At 52.1% G+C, this 17304-nt stretch carries 15 protein-coding genes; 6 read left to right on the top strand and 9 right to left on the bottom strand.

Translation table 11 applies throughout. The annotated features are described in order from the left end of the window. Nucleotides 1-218: 218 nt before the first annotated feature. On the top strand, nucleotides 219-1631 hold the full coding sequence (gene dacB / locus ACSBQN_RS12070; protein ID WP_170927037.1) for a serine-type D-Ala-D-Ala carboxypeptidase: 1413 nt from the start codon (nucleotides 219-221) through the stop codon (nucleotides 1629-1631). 73 nt (nucleotides 1632-1704) lie between these two features. Here the strand turns inward: dacB and cgtA are convergent, their stop codons facing one another. The 3 genes from cgtA to rplU form a co-directional block, all read right to left on the bottom strand. After that, on the bottom strand, nucleotides 1705-2874 hold the full coding sequence (cgtA, locus tag ACSBQN_RS12065; protein WP_004241389.1) for an Obg family GTPase CgtA: 1170 nt from the start codon (nucleotides 2872-2874) through the stop codon (nucleotides 1705-1707). 128 nt (nucleotides 2875-3002) lie between these two features. Continuing rightward, on the bottom strand, nucleotides 3003-3260 hold the full coding sequence (gene rpmA, locus ACSBQN_RS12060) for a 50S ribosomal protein L27 (RefSeq protein ID WP_004241388.1): 258 nt from the start codon (nucleotides 3258-3260) through the stop codon (nucleotides 3003-3005). A 20-nt stretch (nucleotides 3261-3280) separates the two neighbouring features. Further along, nucleotides 3281-3589, bottom strand: a complete 309-nt coding sequence (gene rplU / locus ACSBQN_RS12055; RefSeq protein WP_004241383.1) for a 50S ribosomal protein L21 — start codon at nucleotides 3587-3589, stop codon at nucleotides 3281-3283. A 262-nt stretch (nucleotides 3590-3851) separates the two neighbouring features. On the opposite strand from rplU, the gene ispB reads away from it, so the two are divergent. After that, nucleotides 3852-4823 carry an octaprenyl diphosphate synthase gene (ispB, locus tag ACSBQN_RS12050; RefSeq protein ID WP_354633097.1) on the top strand — a complete coding sequence of 324 codons (972 nt, stop codon included), beginning with the start codon at nucleotides 3852-3854 and terminating at the stop codon, nucleotides 4821-4823. 41 nt (nucleotides 4824-4864) lie between these two features. Here the strand turns inward: ispB and ACSBQN_RS12045 are convergent, their stop codons facing one another. Next, the gene (locus tag ACSBQN_RS12045; protein WP_004241382.1) at nucleotides 4865-5251 is read right to left on the bottom strand and encodes a DNA-binding protein; all 387 of its coding nucleotides are present in this window, start codon (nucleotides 5249-5251) and stop codon (nucleotides 4865-4867) included. A 582-nt stretch (nucleotides 5252-5833) separates the two neighbouring features. Between ACSBQN_RS12045 and ACSBQN_RS12040 the strand changes: the two genes are divergently transcribed. Then, nucleotides 5834-6100, top strand: a complete 267-nt coding sequence (locus ACSBQN_RS12040; protein WP_015422314.1) for a helix-turn-helix domain-containing protein — start codon at nucleotides 5834-5836, stop codon at nucleotides 6098-6100. 94 nt (nucleotides 6101-6194) lie between these two features. Here ACSBQN_RS12040 and mdh read toward each other — a convergent pair whose 3' ends face one another. Then, nucleotides 6195-7133 carry a malate dehydrogenase gene (mdh, locus tag ACSBQN_RS12035; protein ID WP_024474260.1) on the bottom strand — a complete coding sequence of 313 codons (939 nt, stop codon included), beginning with the start codon at nucleotides 7131-7133 and terminating at the stop codon, nucleotides 6195-6197. Nucleotides 7134-7581: 448 nt separating this feature from the next. Here mdh and argR point away from each other — a divergent pair, with 448 nt between their 5' ends. After that, nucleotides 7582-8052, top strand: coding sequence for a transcriptional regulator ArgR (gene argR, locus ACSBQN_RS12030; protein ID WP_004234524.1), 471 nt, complete (start codon nucleotides 7582-7584; stop codon nucleotides 8050-8052). 67 nt (nucleotides 8053-8119) lie between these two features. Here argR and mpl read toward each other — a convergent pair whose 3' ends face one another. After that, complete coding sequence (gene mpl, locus ACSBQN_RS12025; protein ID WP_004234522.1) at nucleotides 8120-9472, bottom strand: UDP-N-acetylmuramate:L-alanyl-gamma-D-glutamyl-meso-diaminopimelate ligase; 1353 nt, start codon at nucleotides 9470-9472, stop codon at nucleotides 8120-8122. Nucleotides 9473-9639: 167 nt separating this feature from the next. Between mpl and fbp the strand changes: the two genes are divergently transcribed. Both fbp and ppa read left to right on the top strand, forming a co-directional pair. Next, complete coding sequence (fbp, locus tag ACSBQN_RS12020; protein ID WP_004234520.1) at nucleotides 9640-10653, top strand: class 1 fructose-bisphosphatase; 1014 nt, start codon at nucleotides 9640-9642, stop codon at nucleotides 10651-10653. A 95-nt stretch (nucleotides 10654-10748) separates the two neighbouring features. After that, the gene (gene ppa / locus ACSBQN_RS12015) at nucleotides 10749-11279 is read left to right on the top strand and encodes an inorganic diphosphatase (protein WP_004241379.1); all 531 of its coding nucleotides are present in this window, start codon (nucleotides 10749-10751) and stop codon (nucleotides 11277-11279) included. A gap of 67 nt (nucleotides 11280-11346) precedes the next feature. Here the strand turns inward: ppa and ACSBQN_RS12010 are convergent, their stop codons facing one another. From ACSBQN_RS12010 to tamA, 3 genes are read right to left on the bottom strand one after another with little or no spacing between them, the layout of a single operon-like run. Beyond that, a complete protein-coding gene (locus ACSBQN_RS12010; RefSeq protein WP_024474259.1) occupies nucleotides 11347-11709 on the bottom strand; it encodes a gamma-glutamylcyclotransferase family protein in 363 nt (120 codons plus the stop codon). 3 nt (nucleotides 11710-11712) lie between these two features. Next, nucleotides 11713-15483 carry an autotransporter assembly complex protein TamB gene (tamB, locus tag ACSBQN_RS12005; protein ID WP_024474258.1) on the bottom strand — a complete coding sequence of 1257 codons (3771 nt, stop codon included), beginning with the start codon at nucleotides 15481-15483 and terminating at the stop codon, nucleotides 11713-11715. Continuing rightward, complete coding sequence (tamA, locus tag ACSBQN_RS12000; RefSeq protein WP_024474257.1) at nucleotides 15483-17225, bottom strand: autotransporter assembly complex protein TamA; 1743 nt, start codon at nucleotides 17223-17225, stop codon at nucleotides 15483-15485. The genes tamB and tamA overlap by 1 nt, the downstream gene beginning before the upstream one ends. Nucleotides 17226-17304: the final 79 nt, after the last annotated feature.

Below are 17304 nucleotides of genomic sequence, written 5' to 3'. Positions count from 1 at the left end.
CTGCGCTGATACGGCCATCGCACTGCGGATGCTGTCAGCGCGGTTGACGCGTTATCCGCGCGGGCTGAACTGAGATCCTGTCCCGGTATTCTATCCCGGAGCGCAATGCGGGTCATCGTTTACTTTTACCGGTCCGTGGCTTTAGTATAACGGGCTCTCACCCCCGATTGTGATGGATAGGTCGCTCAATGAATGTTTTTACCCGGCTCGCATATGCGATGGGATTGTCAGTATTACTGGCTGCAGGTGCAGCAGCCACCCCGGTCGAACAATATACCCAATATCTGCCCGCCGGTACAAACCTGGCGATGATTGCGCAGCGGGTGGGCGATTCTCAGCCAATCGTGGAATACCAGGGGCAGCAGATGGCACTGCCCGCCAGTACCCAGAAAGTGGTGACGGCACTTGCCGCCCTGTTGCAGCTGGGGCCGGATTTCCGTTTTACCACCAGTCTGGAAACCAAAGGACACGTTGAAGGCACTACCCTGAAAGGGGATTTAATCACCCGTTTTACCGGTGATCCGACCCTCACCCGCCAGCAGATCCGCAATATGGTCAATGAACTGCGTAAAGCCGGGGTACAGGCCATCGACGGTGATCTGGTGATCGATATCTCTGCCTTTGCCAGTCATGACAAAGCACCGGGCTGGGTATGGAATGATTTAACCCAGTGCTTCAGTGCCCCGCCGGGTGCCGCGATCATCGACCGTAACTGCTTTTCAGTGACGCTGTACCCGGGGGAAAAACCCGGCGATACAGCCTATATCCGCACCTCGGAGTATTATCCGGTCAATATGTTCAGTGAGGTCAAAACCCTCGAACGCGGCTCTGCCGAAGGGCGCTTCTGTGAGCTGGATGTGGTGCCGGGTGAACTTAACCGCTATACCATCACCGGCTGTATGAATCAGCGCAGCGAGCCGCTGCCGCTGGCATTCGGTGTCCAGAACGGCGCAAGCTACGCCGGGGCGATCGTCAAAAATGAACTGATCCACGCCGGGATCACCCTGAGCGGCAATGTCCGCCGTCAGACGCACCCGGAACAGCCGGGCACCGTACTGATACAGACCCAATCCGCCCCGCTGCATGCCCTGCTGACCAAAATGCTGAAAAAATCCGACAATATGATTGCCGATGAAGTTTTCCGCACCATCGGCCGCAGCTATTACGGCGTGCCGGGCACCTGGCGTTCCGGCCAGCAGGCCGTCCGTCAGGTACTGAAAGAGAAAGCCGGTATTGATATGGGCAATACCGTGATGGTGGATGGCTCCGGATTATCCCGTCACAACCTGATCACCCCGGCGACCATGATGGAAGTGCTGCAATTTATAGCCAAGCATGATGATCAGCTGCAATTTATCAAAATGCTGCCGCTCTCCGGCTATGACGGCACACTGCAATACCGCGGCGGTCTGACAGAAGCGGGCGTTAACGGTAAGCTCTCCGCCAAAACCGGTTCATTGCAGGGCGTGTATAATCTGGCCGGATTCCTCACCACCGCCAGCGGACAACGCATTGCGTTTGTGCAGTTTATTTCCGCTTATGCCGTCCCGCCTGCCGAGCAGCGCAGCCGCCGTGTGCCACTGGTTCGCTTTGAAGGGCATTTGTATAAGGATTTATACCGGAATTACTGAGTTGCTGAAAAACTAATGGCAATAAAAAACCCGGCGTATTCACCGGGTTTTTCTTTGCTCAGGATTCTGGCGATTATTTCTTCCAGATGAACTCGACACCTTCTTCGTCGTCTTCATCCCAGTCGTCGTCCCAGTCATCATCGTCTTCTGCCTGCTCAAGCTGCTCTTTGTGGTAATCATCCCACATAAAGTCCACTTTTGCGTCCGCAGCCGGCACTTCAGCCACGGCTTCGCGGGCATGGGTGTTGAGGAATTCCATCAGATCCCAGCACAGTGCTTTCACGCCTTCGTGATTGACCGCAGAGATCATATAGAATTTATCTTCCCAGCCGAGCGCATCCGCGATCGCCTGAGAGCGGGCTTTCGCTTCTTCAGGATCAATCAGATCGACTTTGTTGAAGACCAGCCAGCGCGGCTTCTCTGCCAGCTTCTCACTGTATTTTTCCAGTTCACCGACAATGATCTTCGCATTTTCCACCGGATCACTTTCATCCACCGGACAGATGTCGATCAGGTGCAGCAGCACGCGGCAGCGTTCCAGGTGTTTCAGAAAACGTATCCCCAGACCGGCACCATCAGATGCACCTTCGATCAGTCCCGGGATATCCGCGACCACGAAGCTCTGTGAGTTATCCATCCGCACCACACCCAGGCTCGGTACCAGTGTGGTGAACGGATAGTCCGCCACTTTTGGTTTTGCCGCAGAGACAGAACGGATAAAGGTGGATTTACCGGCATTCGGCATCCCCAGCATCCCGACGTCAGCCAGCAGCATCAGTTCCATCATGAGTTCGCGGGTTTCGCCCGGGGTACCCATGGTGCGCTGACGCGGTGCACGGTTAACGGATGATTTAAAACGTGCGTTACCCAGGCCGTGAAATCCGCCCTTGGCAACCATGTGACGCTGTCCGTGCTGCAACATGTCCGCCAGTACCTCATTGGTGGTCATATCGCGCACACGGGTGCCTACAGGCACGTTAATCGTGATATCGTTGCCCCGTTTACCGGTACAGTCACGACTCTGACCGTTTTGACCCCGCTCAGCGCGGAATGATTTTTCAAAACGGTAATCAATCAGGGTATTGAGGTTTTCATCGGCCTGGAGGTATACATCACCGCCATCGCCGCCGTCTCCGCCGTCTGGTCCGCCTTTCGGAATATATTTTTCGCGACGGAAGCTCACGCATCCGTTGCCGCCATCTCCTGCCACAACCAGGATTTTAGCTTCATCTACAAATTTCATTACTTTTCTCCGTAACGTTGCCGTGTCCGGACTACCGGTTCAGTATGACCCGGGATGACGTTTTACGCATATAAAAAGCCCTGCAAAAGGTTTGCAGGGCTTTCGGACTCGGTTAAGACGTGAAAAACTTATTCAGCTTCGATGCTGATGAATTTACGGTTTTTCGGGCCTTTAACTTCGAATTTGACTTTTCCGTCAGCTAACGCGAACAGAGTGTGGTCGCGACCGCAACCTACGTTGCTGCCTGCGTGGAATTTAGTACCACGCTGACGAACGATGATGCTGCCTGCTAATACAGCTTCACCACCGAAACGTTTTACACCCAGACGTTTTGCTTCAGAATCGCGACCGTTTCGAGTCGAGCCGCCAGCCTTTTTGTGTGCCATTGATCTGCTCTCCTATTAACTTAAGCGATACCGGTAATTTTAACATCAGTGAACCACTGACGGTGGCCCTGCTGTTTCCGGCTGTGTTTACGACGACGGAACTTAACGATTTTAATTTTATCGCCGCGACCGTGTGTAACCACTTCAGCTTTAATTTTAACACCTTCAACGACTGGAGCGCCGATCTTGATGTCTTCACCATTTGCAACCATCAGAACCTGGTCAAACTCAACAGTTTCACCTGTTGCGATGTCCAGCTTTTCCAAGCGAACGATTTGACCTTCGCTGACCCGGTGTTGTTTACCACCACTTTGGAAAACCGCGTACATATTAACTCCGCTTTCCGCACACCCCATAAAATTTGATTCTCAGAGTGCACTATAAAATTATTCACAATAGGGCGCGGATTTTACGCAAAAACGCTGCAAATGACAAGTGCTGAAAACGATCTAATGGTAAAAAAACGTCACTTTACAGATAGCCGTTTATTTGCAGCTTTTTTACAGTACAATCATAAAATATAAAAAAACGCTGCTATCATAAACCATTACCTTTGATCGGGATGTCAAAAACAAGGTTAAAGCAAGTCATATGAACTCAGAACAAATAATCGCGCTGACTGCGGATGATATGGCCGCAGTCAATCAAAAGATTCAAAAACAGCTGACCTCGGACGTATCACTTATCAACCAGCTGGGTTACTACATTATCAGCGGCGGCGGGAAACGGATCCGCCCGATGATCGCTGTGCTGACCGGCCGGGCTCTGGGCTATGACGGCGACAAACATATTCAGGTGGCGGCCCTGATCGAATTTATTCATACCGCCACGCTGCTGCACGACGATGTGGTGGATGAATCCGACATGCGCCGCGGCAAACAGACGGCCAACGAAGTGTTCGGCAATGCCGCCAGTGTGCTGGTCGGGGATTTTATCTACACACGATCCTTTCAGATGATGACGGATCTGGATTCCATGCGTGTGCTGAAACTGATGTCAGAAGCGACAAACGTGATCGCGGAAGGGGAAGTGCTACAGCTGATGAACTGCAACGATCCGGATATCAGCGAAGCGGATTACATGCAGGTTATCTACAGCAAAACTGCCCGCCTGTTTGAGGCTGCCTCACAGTCTGCGGCAATCCTGGCCGGTGCCACACCGGAACAGGAGAAAGCCCTTCAGGATTACGGCCGCTTTCTCGGTACCGCGTTTCAGCTGATCGATGATGTTCTGGATTATGATGCGGATAACGCGACACTCGGCAAAAATACCGGGGATGATCTCGACGAAGGCAAACCGACACTCCCGCTGCTCCACGCCATGCACAACGGCAATGCGGAAGAATCCTCACTGATCCGTCAGGCAATTGAACAGGGTAACGGACGTCACCTGCTGGAGCAGGTTCTTGCGACCATGAAGCGCTGCGGATCTCTGGCTTACACCTATGCCCGCGCCGAAGAAGAAGCAGACAAAGCTATCGCAGCCCTGTCCGCACTGCCGGACTCACAGTACAAAGATGCACTGGCCGGCCTGGCCCATATCGCAGTCCGCCGCTCAGCCTGATCGTTGCATGAGAAAACGGGATCTTCACAGATCCCGTTTTTTTATTCCGGTTTTTCGTCCGGCTCCCGGCTGCCCGGAAGCTCCTGTGCATCAAGATGCTGGATCAGTTTAGCCAGCCCTTCCCGCAGAATGAACGTGACGATTTTCTCCCGTTCTTCTCTGGTCAGCTGATAATAGGCTTCCACCCAGATCAGAAACGCATCCTGCCGTTTCGCCTGATAGCTTGCGCTGTTATCACATGCATGCAGGATCGCCTGAACTTCATCCGGCAGACTATCGATACTGTATTCGACTGCTTTTCCCTGCACGCCGCGCTTGCGCCGCTGGTGCCAGCCTTCCCGTCTCGCCATCAGGTTGACACCTTGAGGAGATGATGGCAAGCCCGCCAAACCAACCAATTCCTTCGCGGAATACCATTCTTTTTTCATCTTTTCTCCTGCAACCCATTTTCAGCAAAAAATCGGCAAGTTCTGTGCTTAAACTGCGTGAATTTGCCGGGCACTTTCCTAAAAATGACAAATGCTTTAGCTACACTGAATTTTTTAACAGCTTCCGGATTTGCACCGATTTTCACGAGAATATTTTACAAACACAAGGATAAAGCATCATCTTTTTGTGAATAATCGGCATATTTTATTACAACAACGGTAAACACTGACTACAATGACCACCGGGCAGAAAATGAGATCCGGCTCAGTGCTGCTGCTGGCGTATCACGCCTGATAACAGGTAAAAACCGCTTTTGTTTCATCAACAAACTCCTTATGTTAAGTAAGTAAATATGCTTACTTCATTCATTCCTTTGTGTTACCTGCCCATTTTCATTCTGTTTCTTAATTCTGTAACAGAGTTCAAAAAAGATATTTTTAAGAAAAAATTTAAGAAAATATTTAGAAAAATAATGGTATTTTATTTTCTTAATAACGAATTGGGTTCATCTTTAATGTGATGGCAACCCGTTATTTATACCACTAACACAACATTAATCTAAAATAAAAAGGACTCAATATATGGATTCCGGTAAATCTGACTGGCACCCTGCTGATATAATTGCATCGCTGAAGAAACGGGGGACAACCCTGGCTGCCTTGTCGCGCAGTGCGGGACTCAGCTCCTCAACGCTTGCTAACGCGCTTTCCCGGCCGTGGCCGAAGGGTGAATGGCTCATCGCAGACTTTCTCGCCGTCCATCCGTCAGAGATTTGGCCCAGCCGTTATTTTAATTCTATCACAGGTGAATTATTAGATAGGAAAATAAGAGTGAAGGTAACTAATTAATTTCAATATATACTTATAAAAACAATAAAACCGCTAATCGTAATTAGCGGTTTTATTTACGGCTCAAAAAAAATAAATACAACTATTTAATAATTCAGCTGTTAATAAATTTCTCACCAAGCGCAATATCAGCCTTCAGCACATCCAGCATGCCGTTCAGTGCTTTCTCTTCATATGCACTGAGTGAACCGATGTCCAGACGCTTCTCAACACCGTTCTTGCCTAACACGACCGGCTGAGCGAAGAAACGGGCGTATTTGCCGTCACCTTCGGTATAAGTGCATTCCACCACATTGCTCTCGCCCTGCATCGCGCGAACCAGTGACAGGCCGAAACGCGCGGCTGCCTGGCCCATAGAGAGTGTTGCGGACCCGCCGCCTGCTTTGGCTTCCACCACTTCAGTACCGGCATTCTGGATGCGTTTGGTCAGGCTGTCGATTTCCGCGTCGCTGAAGCTGACACCCGGGATCTGAGACAGCAGCGGCAGAATGGTCACACCGGAGTGGCCGCCGATAACCGGTACTTCCAGCTCTTGTGGTTTCTTGCCTTTCAGCTCCGCCACAAAGGTGTTGGAACGGATGATGTCCAGCGTGGTCACGCCGAACAGGCGATTTTTGTCATACACACCGGCTTTTTTCAGCACTTCTGCCGCGATCGCCACTGTGGTGTTCACCGGGTTGGTGATGATGCCGATTAATGCTTTCGGACAGGTTTTGGCAATTTTTTCCACCAGATTGCGGACGATCCCCGCGTTCACATTAAACAGATCAGAACGATCCATGCCGGGTTTACGGGCCACACCGGCAGAAATCAGGACAATATCCGCGCCTTCTAATGCAGGGGTAGGATCCTCTCCCGCGAATCCGGTGATCCGGACATCGGTCGGAATATGGCTGAGATCTTTTGCCACACCCGGTGTGACCGGTGCGATATCATATAAAGTAAGATCTGAACCTGAAGGAAGCTGGGTTTTAAGAAGAAGGGCGAGAGCCTGACCAATACCACCTGCTGCTCCGAGAACTGCAACTTTCATCCTGAGACTCCTTAACTTGGGACGGTTAGCACGATTGCGCATCAGGCGCGAATCCGTGCATGAGGGCTGTGAATACAATATTTTAACAGACTGGTTGCATATTCACGCATTTGAATCTGTTTGTCTATTGTTATCCATTCTATACAAATCGCTTATCTGTTAATGAGATAAGGAACACTATTTTGACAATTATTTTACTTTAAGCGCACTTATAGTCATGTACGTTAATATACCGATGCGTAACTGATAACAACCTCATTTAATTAACAATATATTTACCTCCGGTGATAACCCGGTCAGAGTCATAAGCAATGTCAATTACGTGAGCTGATCACCAGTTTTGACCATTAATGCGGTTTCCCCCGGTCAGACCACAGGGTTTAATTTGCATAAAAATGCATTTTTCCGCATAATAATAAGGTTCGTATCCAAATTTGCAGGAAAGACTATGCGCGCACCTTCTAAACAGGAAGATCTGATCAAGGCGTTTAAGGCGCTGTTGAAAGAAGAGAAATTCAGCTCTCAGGGGGAGATCGTCACCGCCCTGCAGGAAGAGGGCTTTGAGAATATTAACCAGTCCAAGATTTCCAGGATGCTGACCAAGTTCGGTGCTGTCCGCACCCGTAACGCGAAAATGGAAATGGTTTACTGTCTGCCTGCGGAACTGGGTGTTCCGACAGCCACCAGCCCGTTAAAAAACCTGGTGCTGGATATTGATTACAATGACTCGGTTGTGGTTATCCGTACCAGCCCGGGAGCAGCACAGCTGATTGCCCGTCTGCTGGATTCCATCGGCAAATCTGAGGGCATTCTCGGCAGTATCGCCGGGGATGACACTATTTTCTCGACACCGGCCAAAGATTTCACCACAGAACAGCTTTACGAAGCGATTCTCGCCCTGTTCGAGCAGGAACTGTAATCCGCCGTTAATCATAAAAAAACCGCGTGGTACTGATGCACCGCGCGGTTTTTTATTTTTTCTCTGATTACTTCAGTTTTTCCAGCAGTTTATCGTGGATACCACCGAAGCTGCCGTTACTCATCACCAGGATATGATCCCCCGGCTGTGCATGTTCGGCCACCATATTGGTCAGCGCATCCAGGTCACCGCTCCAGTATGCCGGTTGTACACAGCGTTCGGTAATTTCACTGACCAGCCACGGAATATTCGCCGGCTGGAAGATAAAGACTTCATCCGCACGACCCAGCGCAGGCGCGATATCGTCTTTGCTGATCCCCATTTTCATGGTGTTTGAACGCGGCTCCAGAACCACGAGGATGCGGGCCGTGCCGCCGACTTTACTGCGCAGTGCCTGTAATGTGGCCAGAATCGCCGTCGGGTGATGCGCAAAGTCATCATAGACACTGATACCGTTCACCTCACCGCGCAGCTCAAGGCGGCGGCGGGCGTTGATAAATTTACCCAGCGCACGGCAGGCTTCCGCGACCGGCACACCGACGTGATGTGCGGCAGCCACCGCCATCAGGGCGTTCTGCATATTGTGCTCACCCACCAGTCCCCAGGTTACGCGGCCGCTGATTTCACCGTCATAACGCACATCGAACTCACCGCAGTCATTGGTGACTTTCTCCGCCTGCCAGCGGGCATTGTCGCCGGTGTACTCTTCCTCACTCCAGCAGCCCATACTGAGCACCTGTTTCAGATTGGCATCCTGCGCCGGGGCGATAATTTTGCCGTCACCCGGCACCACACGTACCAGATGATGGAACTGTTTTTCAATCGCAGCGAGGTTTTCAAAGATATCCGCGTGATCAAACTCGAGGTTGTTGAGCAGCAGCGTGCGCGGGCTGTAATGCACGAACTTTGAGCGTTTATCAAAGAATGCACAGTCATATTCATCTGCTTCGATAACAAAGAACGGGCTGTTACCCAGCGTGGCGGAAACATCAAAGTTCCCCGGAACACCGCCGATCAGAAAGCCCGGCTGATAGCCGCAGTCTTCCAGAATCCACGCCAGCATACCCGCGGTGGTGGTTTTGCCGTGAGTCCCGGCAACCGCCAGCACCCAGCGCTCCGGTAATACATGGTCATGCAGCCACTGCGGCCCTGAAGTGTAGGGAATACCCTGGTTCAGCACCGCCTCGACACACGGGTTTCCGCGCTTCATGGCATTGCCGATCACCACCATATCCGGGCGCGGCGTCAGCTGAGCCGGGTCATAACCCTGAATCAGTTCGATCCCCTGCTCTGTCAGTAAATCACTCATCGGCGGGTAGACATTCTGATCCGAACCGGTCACTTTGTGCCCCTGTGCACGGGCCAGGATAGCCAGGCTGCCCATGAAGGTGCCGCAGATACCGAGAATATGAATATGCATTATTTTTTATCCAATAGCATGACGTTGGTCACTATTCTAACCATCTCTCAAAAGAACTGAAACGGATTAGCCTATCAATTATGATTTTCTTTGGCTAAACTTGCACCCGCGTTTACGGGCAACCGCTTTCGTAATACTTTTATTTCACCCACTTCAGGACGTACGTCATGAAAACATTAGGCGAATTTATCGTCGAAAAACAGCAGGACTTTTCTCACGCCACCGGAGAACTGACTGCACTCCTCTCCGCGATTAAGTTAGGCGCTAAGATTATTCACCGTGATATCAACAAAGCCGGGCTGGTTGATATCCTTGGTACTAATGGTATCTCAAACGTGCAGGGCGAAGTCCAGATGAAACTGGATCTCTATGCCAACGAGAAACTGAAAGCCGCGCTGAAAGCCCGTGGTGAAGTTGCCGGTATTGCCTCCGAAGAAGAAGACGACATCGTTGTTTTTGAGGGCGGCCGTGCGGAAAACGCCAAATATGTGGTTCTGATGGATCCGCTCGACGGCTCATCCAACATTGATGTGAATGTGTCAGTCGGTACTATTTTCTCTATTTACCACCGTATCACCCCGCTGGGCCAGCCGGTCACCGAAGCTGACTTCCTTCAGCCGGGTAACCGCCAGGTTGCTGCCGGTTATGTGGTTTACGGCTCTTCCACCATGCTGGTTTACACCACCGGTAACGGTGTTCACGCCTTCACCTATGACCCGTCTCTGGGTGTGTTCTGCCTGTGCCAGGCCGATATGAAATTCCCGGAAAACGGCAAAATGTATTCTATAAACGAAGGGAACTACATCCGTTTCCCTGTCGGCGTGAAAAAATACATCAAATACTGCCAGGAAGAAGATCCGGCAACTGACCGCCCGTACACCACCCGTTATATCGGCTCTCTGGTGGCGGATTTCCACCGCAACCTGCTCAAGGGCGGAATTTACATCTACCCGAGCACCGCAAGCCACCCGAACGGCAAACTGCGTCTGCTGTATGAGTGCAACCCGATGTCATTCCTCGCGGAACAGGCCGGCGGTAAAGCGAGTGACGGTAAGAACCGTATCCTCGATATCATTCCGGAAAAACTCCACCAGCGTTCACCGTACTTTGTCGGTACCCGCTCAATGGTAGAGAAAGCCGAAAGCTTTATGGCGGAATTCCCGGACGAAAACGGGAAGTAACCAACAGTAAGCGAAGGAAAAGGCGGTATACCACCGCCTTTTTTTCGTTATAATATCCGCCACGCTATTTGTTCTGAAGATTAAGGAATCCGTTCATGAGCCTGAATAATGTTCCTGCAGGTAAAGATCTGCCGGAAGATATCTATGTTGTTATCGAAATCCCTGCTAACGCAGATCCGATTAAATACGAAGTTGATAAAGAATCCGGTGCACTGTTTGTTGACCGTTTCATGTCAACCGCCATGTTCTACCCGTGCAACTACGGTTACATCAACCACACCTTATCTCTGGATGGTGATCCGGTAGACGTGCTGGTTCCGACTCCGTATCCGTTACAGCCGGGTTCAGTGATCCGCTGCCGTCCTGTCGGCGTACTGAAAATGACCGACGAATCCGGTGAAGATGCCAAACTGGTTGCGGTTCCGCACACCAAACTGAGCAAAGAATACGATCACATTAAAGATGTGAACGATCTGCCTGAGCTGCTGAAAGCTCAGATCACTCACTTCTTCGAGCACTACAAAGATCTCGAAAAAGGCAAATGGGTGAAAGTTGACGGCTGGGAAGATGCTGCTGCCGCCAAAGCTGAAATCATTGCTTCTTTCGAACGCGCTGCGAAAAAATAATCCGCAGTCCGTTTCAGAGACAAAAAAAACCGCTGTTTTCACAGCGGTTTTTTTATTCACAGGGAAATCATTCGCTTTCCGGGCCTTCTGCCTCGTGCCGTTTCAGCCAGTCCCCGCTGTTTATCTTCACCAGTCCGTCCACCGGACGCTGATATAAGTAAATCCAGGCACTGCCGTACGGCGTTGAAACCAATTCACGCCGGTAATCCTGACCATCTTTTTTTAATTCATCCAGCTCAGTCAGGATCGACGAGGAGATCCGGTACACTTCACATTCGATCGAACCGGTTCCCGGTACCACCGCAGGATAGTGTCCCAAATCATACAGGTCATAGCCTTCAAGCGTATATTCTCCCAGCAGGGCGGCATAGGTCATCCAATGATGGTTGCCCTGTTTCTGCCGCAAACTGCCATAAACGATCACTCGCATATATTAAAACTCAAACTGATAAAGCAGATCGATCGCCTGGTTAACACCAGACACCGCTTCCAGATATAACCTGGGCATTAACCTATAGCGTAACGTTAAGGTCGCCAGGGAGTCAAATATACCGACACCATATTTTACCTGCAGGTCGTTGGTTATCTTACCGCTGACCACAACCTGCGATTTATCGCCCACACCCTGGGTATCCAGCGCCAGATCCGAAATACCGAATGTTTCACCAATTTTTCCGACTAACTGCCCGCTTTGTGCCACCCCGAGGCTGATAAGCATGGATGTCATCTGTGAACTGTCTGCGTCACCGGAATCCAGCCCCTCACCGCGCAGCAGATAAGAGAGCGCATTTTCCTGGGACATCGCCGGGTCAGAAAATATTTCCACTTTCGGTCTGTCGGCAAGCCCGGTCACCCGGACACCCGCGATCACGCCGTTAGCAGTGTTATCCGGGTTACGGATAGCTTCCAGATTAAGGAACGGCTGATCAGCCGGACCGGAGAACAGGATCTGTCCTTTGCGCACCAGCAGATCCTGCCCGTAAGCATGGAAACGCCCGCGCGGAATATCCACCTGGCCGTTGAGCCCCAGACCCTGTTTATCCTGGGCGACTTTCAGATCCCCGGTCAGTTTTGCTTTCAGACCAAAGGCATCGAGCAGCACATCATCACCGATATGGATCCGCAGATTACTCAGGATCGGAATACTGGTCTGTTTCTCACGGATTGGCTGTAAGTTGTCATCCAGCATCACTTCGTCGGATGTGGCGCTGACGGCGGACTCCGGTACTTCATGCACTGTGATCCGCGCCCACGGAATATTGACCGTTCCGTCCAGCTTCAGCATCGACGGTGTGGCTTCAAAGACCAGATCCGGGCTGACATCAATCCGGATCATCGGCGGCAGGGAAACGCGCAGTTTGTCACCCTGTGCGAAGATCCGTGCACTCCAGGCATCCATTCTGCGCCAGTCCGCGTTACCGCTGAGGTTAAGATAACCTTCCGGCGTTTTGATGTTTCCGCTGAGATCAGAACGGGCACCATCAAAGTTCACAGTCAGTCCGCCGGTCGTGATATCAAACGGCAGCAGACGGCCGCTGACGGCGAGATCCGATAATCCCAGCTGACCAAACAGCAGTGGTGATGCGGCATTACCGCCCAGACGTAATCCGGCATTCAGCCGCCCGGTGGCTTTATCCCCTTTGCCGAGCAATGGTTTCAGCAGATCCAGCGAGATATTATCGATCCCGACATTCCCGCTCAGCTGGCGGCGTTTCTCCAGATCAGAGATCTGGACATTACCGTTAATCTTCCCGTTACCGGCGATAGCAATCAGCCACTGAAGATTGAGTTTGCCGTTCTTCATGGCGGCGGTCATGGTCAGGGTATCAAACGCGACCGGCAGATTCGTGCCGTCGAGGTTCTGCACCACCTTCACACCGTTGCCTTTCAGGGATGCATCCACCACCGGCTGTGAGCCGTCCGCAAACCAGCGGACATTGGCATTACCGCTGAATACACCGTTCAGCCGGGTATCCGGCCCGAGGAATGGTTTAATCATCGCCAGATCAAACCGTTCAAGGGCAACAGACGCATTACCGGAAGCCCCTGCGGTGATCGGTTTCGGTACACAGATACGGGCATCCGGATTCACCCAGCAATGGGTACCGATGGTCACTTCCTGTTTTTCATTCAGATAGGTCAGCGCCATTGCTTTACTGAGTGACCACTCACCCACCGGTGTGTCAAAGCGGGTGTTATTCAGCGTACCTTTCCAGGTTTCGGTTTTACGGTCAAACCCGCCGTTCAGCATCAGCTGTGCCGAGACCGGCTCGCCTTTCATGACCAGTTTCAGCTGGTGCTGTGCTTCTGTACCTTTGGCATTCAGGGTCAGATTGCTGATCACCAGATCAGCCTGTTTCAGCTGATTCACTGTTACATCCAGCTGGCCTTTGATCTGCTCTGCAGAGGTGATATCCCCTTTGATTTTCGCATCCGCCACCGACAGGTCGTTCTGCCATTTCAGGCTGTTAACAGCCAGATCGGCGAGAATCTGTGGTTTTTCCATATTGCCGCGAACATTGAGCTTCCCTTTGATCGTACCCGCCAGCCCCGGAACCAGACCGCCGAGCGCCGGAGCATTGATATCCGCATCCAGCTTCCAGGCATCCGCCAGCTCGCCCCGCACATCCAGTTTATTGTTACCCAGCGCCAGTTTCAGCTCCGGGATCGTCCACTGACCGCCTGCGTTACCTTTCACATTACCGCGCGCTTTCAGCGGATAGGTTTTCACTTTGCCATCGAGGGTGATATCCGGGATTTCAAGCTCCCAGTTACCGCCGTACAGGCTGCCCCGGGTACTGATTTTGCCGTCCACTTTGGCCGGCCACTCCGGATAGGCTTTTGCGGTATTCAGCCCGGAAAGCGTCAGAACCGCCTGCCAGCTGATGGCTTTCTGCCAGTCCGCCACCCCGGTCACTTCCGCAAAGCCCTGTAACGCATTCAGACGCAGCCGGGTAAGATTCAGCTGTTCGGTATTCCCTTTCGCATCCAGCGTCAGCAGCGCAGGCGGGATGTCCTTTCCTTTGATATCCGAACGCAGAGAGAGGTCGTAACCGCTCACTTTTCCGTTAAGGCGCAGCTTCACGCCATCAAGCTGATAATCAGCCTCACCGGTCAGCGGCCAGCTGACTTTCTGACTCTCCAGGGTCAGCAGCAGCGGCAGATCGGCCTGTGTCAGGTTAGTCTGTGCATCCAGCGTGGCATTGACCGGCCCTTTCAGTGCCAGCGCCAGTTTCAGCTCATCGAGCAGCCCGCCGTTCAGGGTGAGATCGAGATCCTGCCCGCTGAATTCCTCAAAATCACGGACATGGCCTTTCACCGACAACGCCACCGGCCATTTTTCACTAAGCGCCACTTCCCCGCTGACCGCGATATTGCCCTGTGGCGCATCCGCAGACAGATCACTGAGAGTCAGCACCTGCCCTTTGTTAAACAGTGCCAGATGCAGGGAATTAATGGTTACCGGTGCATCACCGCTCACCTGCCAGTTTTCACCGGAAATACCTTCCACTGAGATATTCAGCGGCAGAATAACCTCCGGCAATTCTGCCAGCATCGGCTGAGCAAAAATCTCACTGATGGTTTCACCTAACGGCTTTTCCGGTGCATCCGCTGCCGGCGCCGGTTCTTCTGCCGCAGCCGGGTCACTTTTCGGCAGCACAACAGAAAGCGCATTAATCACCGTTGGTTTCAGGGTCAGCTGGTCACCCTGCCAGGTCATGGCGGTGCGGAAGGTATCCAGATTTACCGCCATATCATCCACGGTGACCTGAGCGTTGGTCACGGAGAGAGAATCCAGGAAAATGGTCAGCGGTGCATTCAGCTCTGTCAGCGGCTCTGACGGCGGAGTTTCTTCTGACGGCGGCAGTTTTGCTGTATCGACAGCAACCCGAGTGCCGTCCGTGCTGAGATTTTCAATACAGAGTGTCATGTCTTTCAGGCAGCCCAGGCGCAGCGCCAGATTCACCTTATCCACGCTGACATCAATACCCGGCATGGTGTATTTCACCTGCTTCAGGGTCAGATTACGCAGATCGCCCTCAACCTGACCGATAGCCAGGCCGGAAACCACACGCGGTGCAAGATTCAGTGCAAAATGCAGGCCGGACTGTGTGCCCAGGATCCAGCCGAGTGTGCCGCCAATCAGCAGAATGAGGACCAGCAGAATGATTGCCGGCCATTTCAGATACTTCAGCCATTTCATCAGAGTTCTGCCCCCAATCCGATATAAAACTGGATATTTTTCGTCTGGTCATCACCGACCGGCGCGGCAAGGTCAAATTTGATCGGTCCGACCGGCGATGCCCAGCGCACCCCGACACCGGCACCGGTTTTGAAATTACTCCGTTTGATATCGTTCACCACTTCACCGCTGTCCACAAACACCGCGCCCCACCAGTTTCCGGTTACGTTGTACTGGTATTCCAGCGAGCCGACCACCAGCCGCGAGCCCCCGGTCAGTTTGCCGTCAGAATCTTCCGGTGAGATTTTGTTGTAACGGTAACCCCGGATACTGCCATCGCCACCGGCGAAGAAACGCAGATCCGGCGGAACCTTGTCGAAATTATTGGTTTCAATCCAGCCGAGGTTGCCGCGCATCACAAAGCGGTGACCATCCCACGGCGTTCTCACCCAGACGTTACGGGCGCGGAAAATGGAAAAATCCACATCCGAGCCCCACATTTCATTGGAAACATCCACTGAGTAGCGCTGACTATCCCCCCAGGACGGCATCATCCCGCCCCGCGAACGGACACGGCTGACATTCACCCCCGGATAGAGCAGCATGGTGGTGTTGGTGATATCCGCCTGGGTAAAGTGGCTGAGACTCCAGCGCATATTGATACCGTACTGCCAGCCGGTGGATAAATCCCAGTTACGGGAAACACTGACTGTCGCGGTATCGGCTTTGGTATCATTCAGGTCGGTACGCTTATACCCGCCGGAGACGGCGTAATACTGCTCAATCGGGTTGACCTTCAGCGGGATGCGGTAAGAGGTATCAATAATCTGTTCCGGCGCGGACAGGCTGATACTGGAGGTCAGGCTGTGGCCGCTGGAATTCACCCACGGCTTATTCCATTTCGCCTGAACACGCGGCCCCACATCGGTGGCAAAGCCGCCGCCCAGCTCGACAAAGTTTTGTGCGCGCGGGGTGAATGAGGCATCCATGGTCAGATAATCACTGTTATCCGCCCGGGCCTTTGCAATATCCGGGGTGACGATCGCGGACTGGAACCAGCCGGTTTCCGCCAGCAGACGGTTAAATTCTGCCAGTTGATCAGAGGTGTAGTAATCGCCTTCTTTAAACGGCACCAAACCTTCCAGATACGCATCGCTGATTTGCGAGCCCTGGTAATTCACTTTCCCGAAACGGTATCGTTTGCCGCTGTTGAACACAAAATCCCAGTAGGCCGCATGACGGGAAAGCGCAATGCCGAGCTGGCTTTTTTCCATTTCGGCATCAAAATAGCCGCGTTTTAAGGCAAGCCCGGATAATCCGCTTTTAAAACTTTCGTACTCGCCGTGATTGACGACAGTCCCGGTTTCAGGTGTATTTTTGGTAATGAATTTTTTGAATGCGGGATCGGTTTTTGCCGCACCTTCGATATCCACGGTAACCCCGGCAATTTTAACCGGCTCCCCCGGAACGACACGGGCATACAGCACAGGACGCGCAGGCGGCGCGTTGTCCTGATAATCAAAGGTGATCACCGGCTCATAATACCCCAGCGGACGAAGCCCCTCTTTGATGGCTTTTTCCACCCGGGCACGAAAACGGCCGTCAGCCACGACCTCATCGGTCGTGATAGTGGAAAGCTGGACTCTTGCATTTTTTTCAAGTTGCCCGCTGAGCCCTTCCACTTTTAAGCGAAGATTTGCACTATATGCCAGAGGGGATGTGAGAGACACAGCGACAACACAAACAAGAGGGTACCGGATCACATCAACTCCTGAATTTCTGCGATTTGACTGAGATATACCTTTATTCATTCAGAATACAGCCAACGAACCGGTAATGTGA

The organism is Morganella sp. B601 (genome assembly GCF_051172335.1).
GTDB lineage: Bacteria > Pseudomonadota > Gammaproteobacteria > Enterobacterales > Enterobacteriaceae > Morganella > Morganella morganii.
Note: the sequence above shows the minus strand (reverse complement) of the source record. Positions and strands in the feature narration are given on the sequence as shown.

What these genes read in the sequence shown, in the direction of transcription:
- cgtA (WP_004241389.1), bottom strand. Translation starts at nt 2,874, where the DNA reads ATGAAATTTGTAGATGAAGCTAAAATCCTGGTTGTGGCAGGAGATGGC.
- rpmA (WP_004241388.1), bottom strand. Translation starts at nt 3,260, where the DNA reads ATGGCACACAAAAAGGCTGGCGGCTCGACTCGAAACGGTCGCGATTCT.
- rplU (WP_004241383.1), bottom strand. Translation starts at nt 3,589, where the DNA reads ATGTACGCGGTTTTCCAAAGTGGTGGTAAACAACACCGGGTCAGCGAA.
- mdh (WP_024474260.1), bottom strand. Translation starts at nt 7,133, where the DNA reads ATGAAAGTTGCAGTTCTCGGAGCAGCAGGTGGTATTGGTCAGGCTCTC.
- fbp (WP_004234520.1), top strand. Translation starts at nt 9,640, where the DNA reads ATGAAAACATTAGGCGAATTTATCGTCGAAAAACAGCAGGACTTTTCT.
- ACSBQN_RS12010 (WP_024474259.1), bottom strand. Translation starts at nt 11,709, where the DNA reads ATGCGAGTGATCGTTTATGGCAGTTTGCGGCAGAAACAGGGCAACCAT.
- ppa (WP_004241379.1), top strand. Translation starts at nt 10,749, where the DNA reads ATGAGCCTGAATAATGTTCCTGCAGGTAAAGATCTGCCGGAAGATATC.
- ACSBQN_RS12045 (WP_004241382.1), bottom strand. Translation starts at nt 5,251, where the DNA reads ATGAAAAAAGAATGGTATTCCGCGAAGGAATTGGTTGGTTTGGCGGGC.
- ACSBQN_RS12040 (WP_015422314.1), top strand. Translation starts at nt 5,834, where the DNA reads ATGGATTCCGGTAAATCTGACTGGCACCCTGCTGATATAATTGCATCG.
- tamB (WP_024474258.1), bottom strand. Translation starts at nt 15,483, where the DNA reads ATGAAATGGCTGAAGTATCTGAAATGGCCGGCAATCATTCTGCTGGTC.
- dacB (WP_170927037.1), top strand. Translation starts at nt 219, where the DNA reads ATGGGATTGTCAGTATTACTGGCTGCAGGTGCAGCAGCCACCCCGGTC.
- mpl (WP_004234522.1), bottom strand. Translation starts at nt 9,472, where the DNA reads ATGCATATTCATATTCTCGGTATCTGCGGCACCTTCATGGGCAGCCTG.
- ispB (WP_354633097.1), top strand. Translation starts at nt 3,852, where the DNA reads ATGAACTCAGAACAAATAATCGCGCTGACTGCGGATGATATGGCCGCA.
- argR (WP_004234524.1), top strand. Translation starts at nt 7,582, where the DNA reads ATGCGCGCACCTTCTAAACAGGAAGATCTGATCAAGGCGTTTAAGGCG.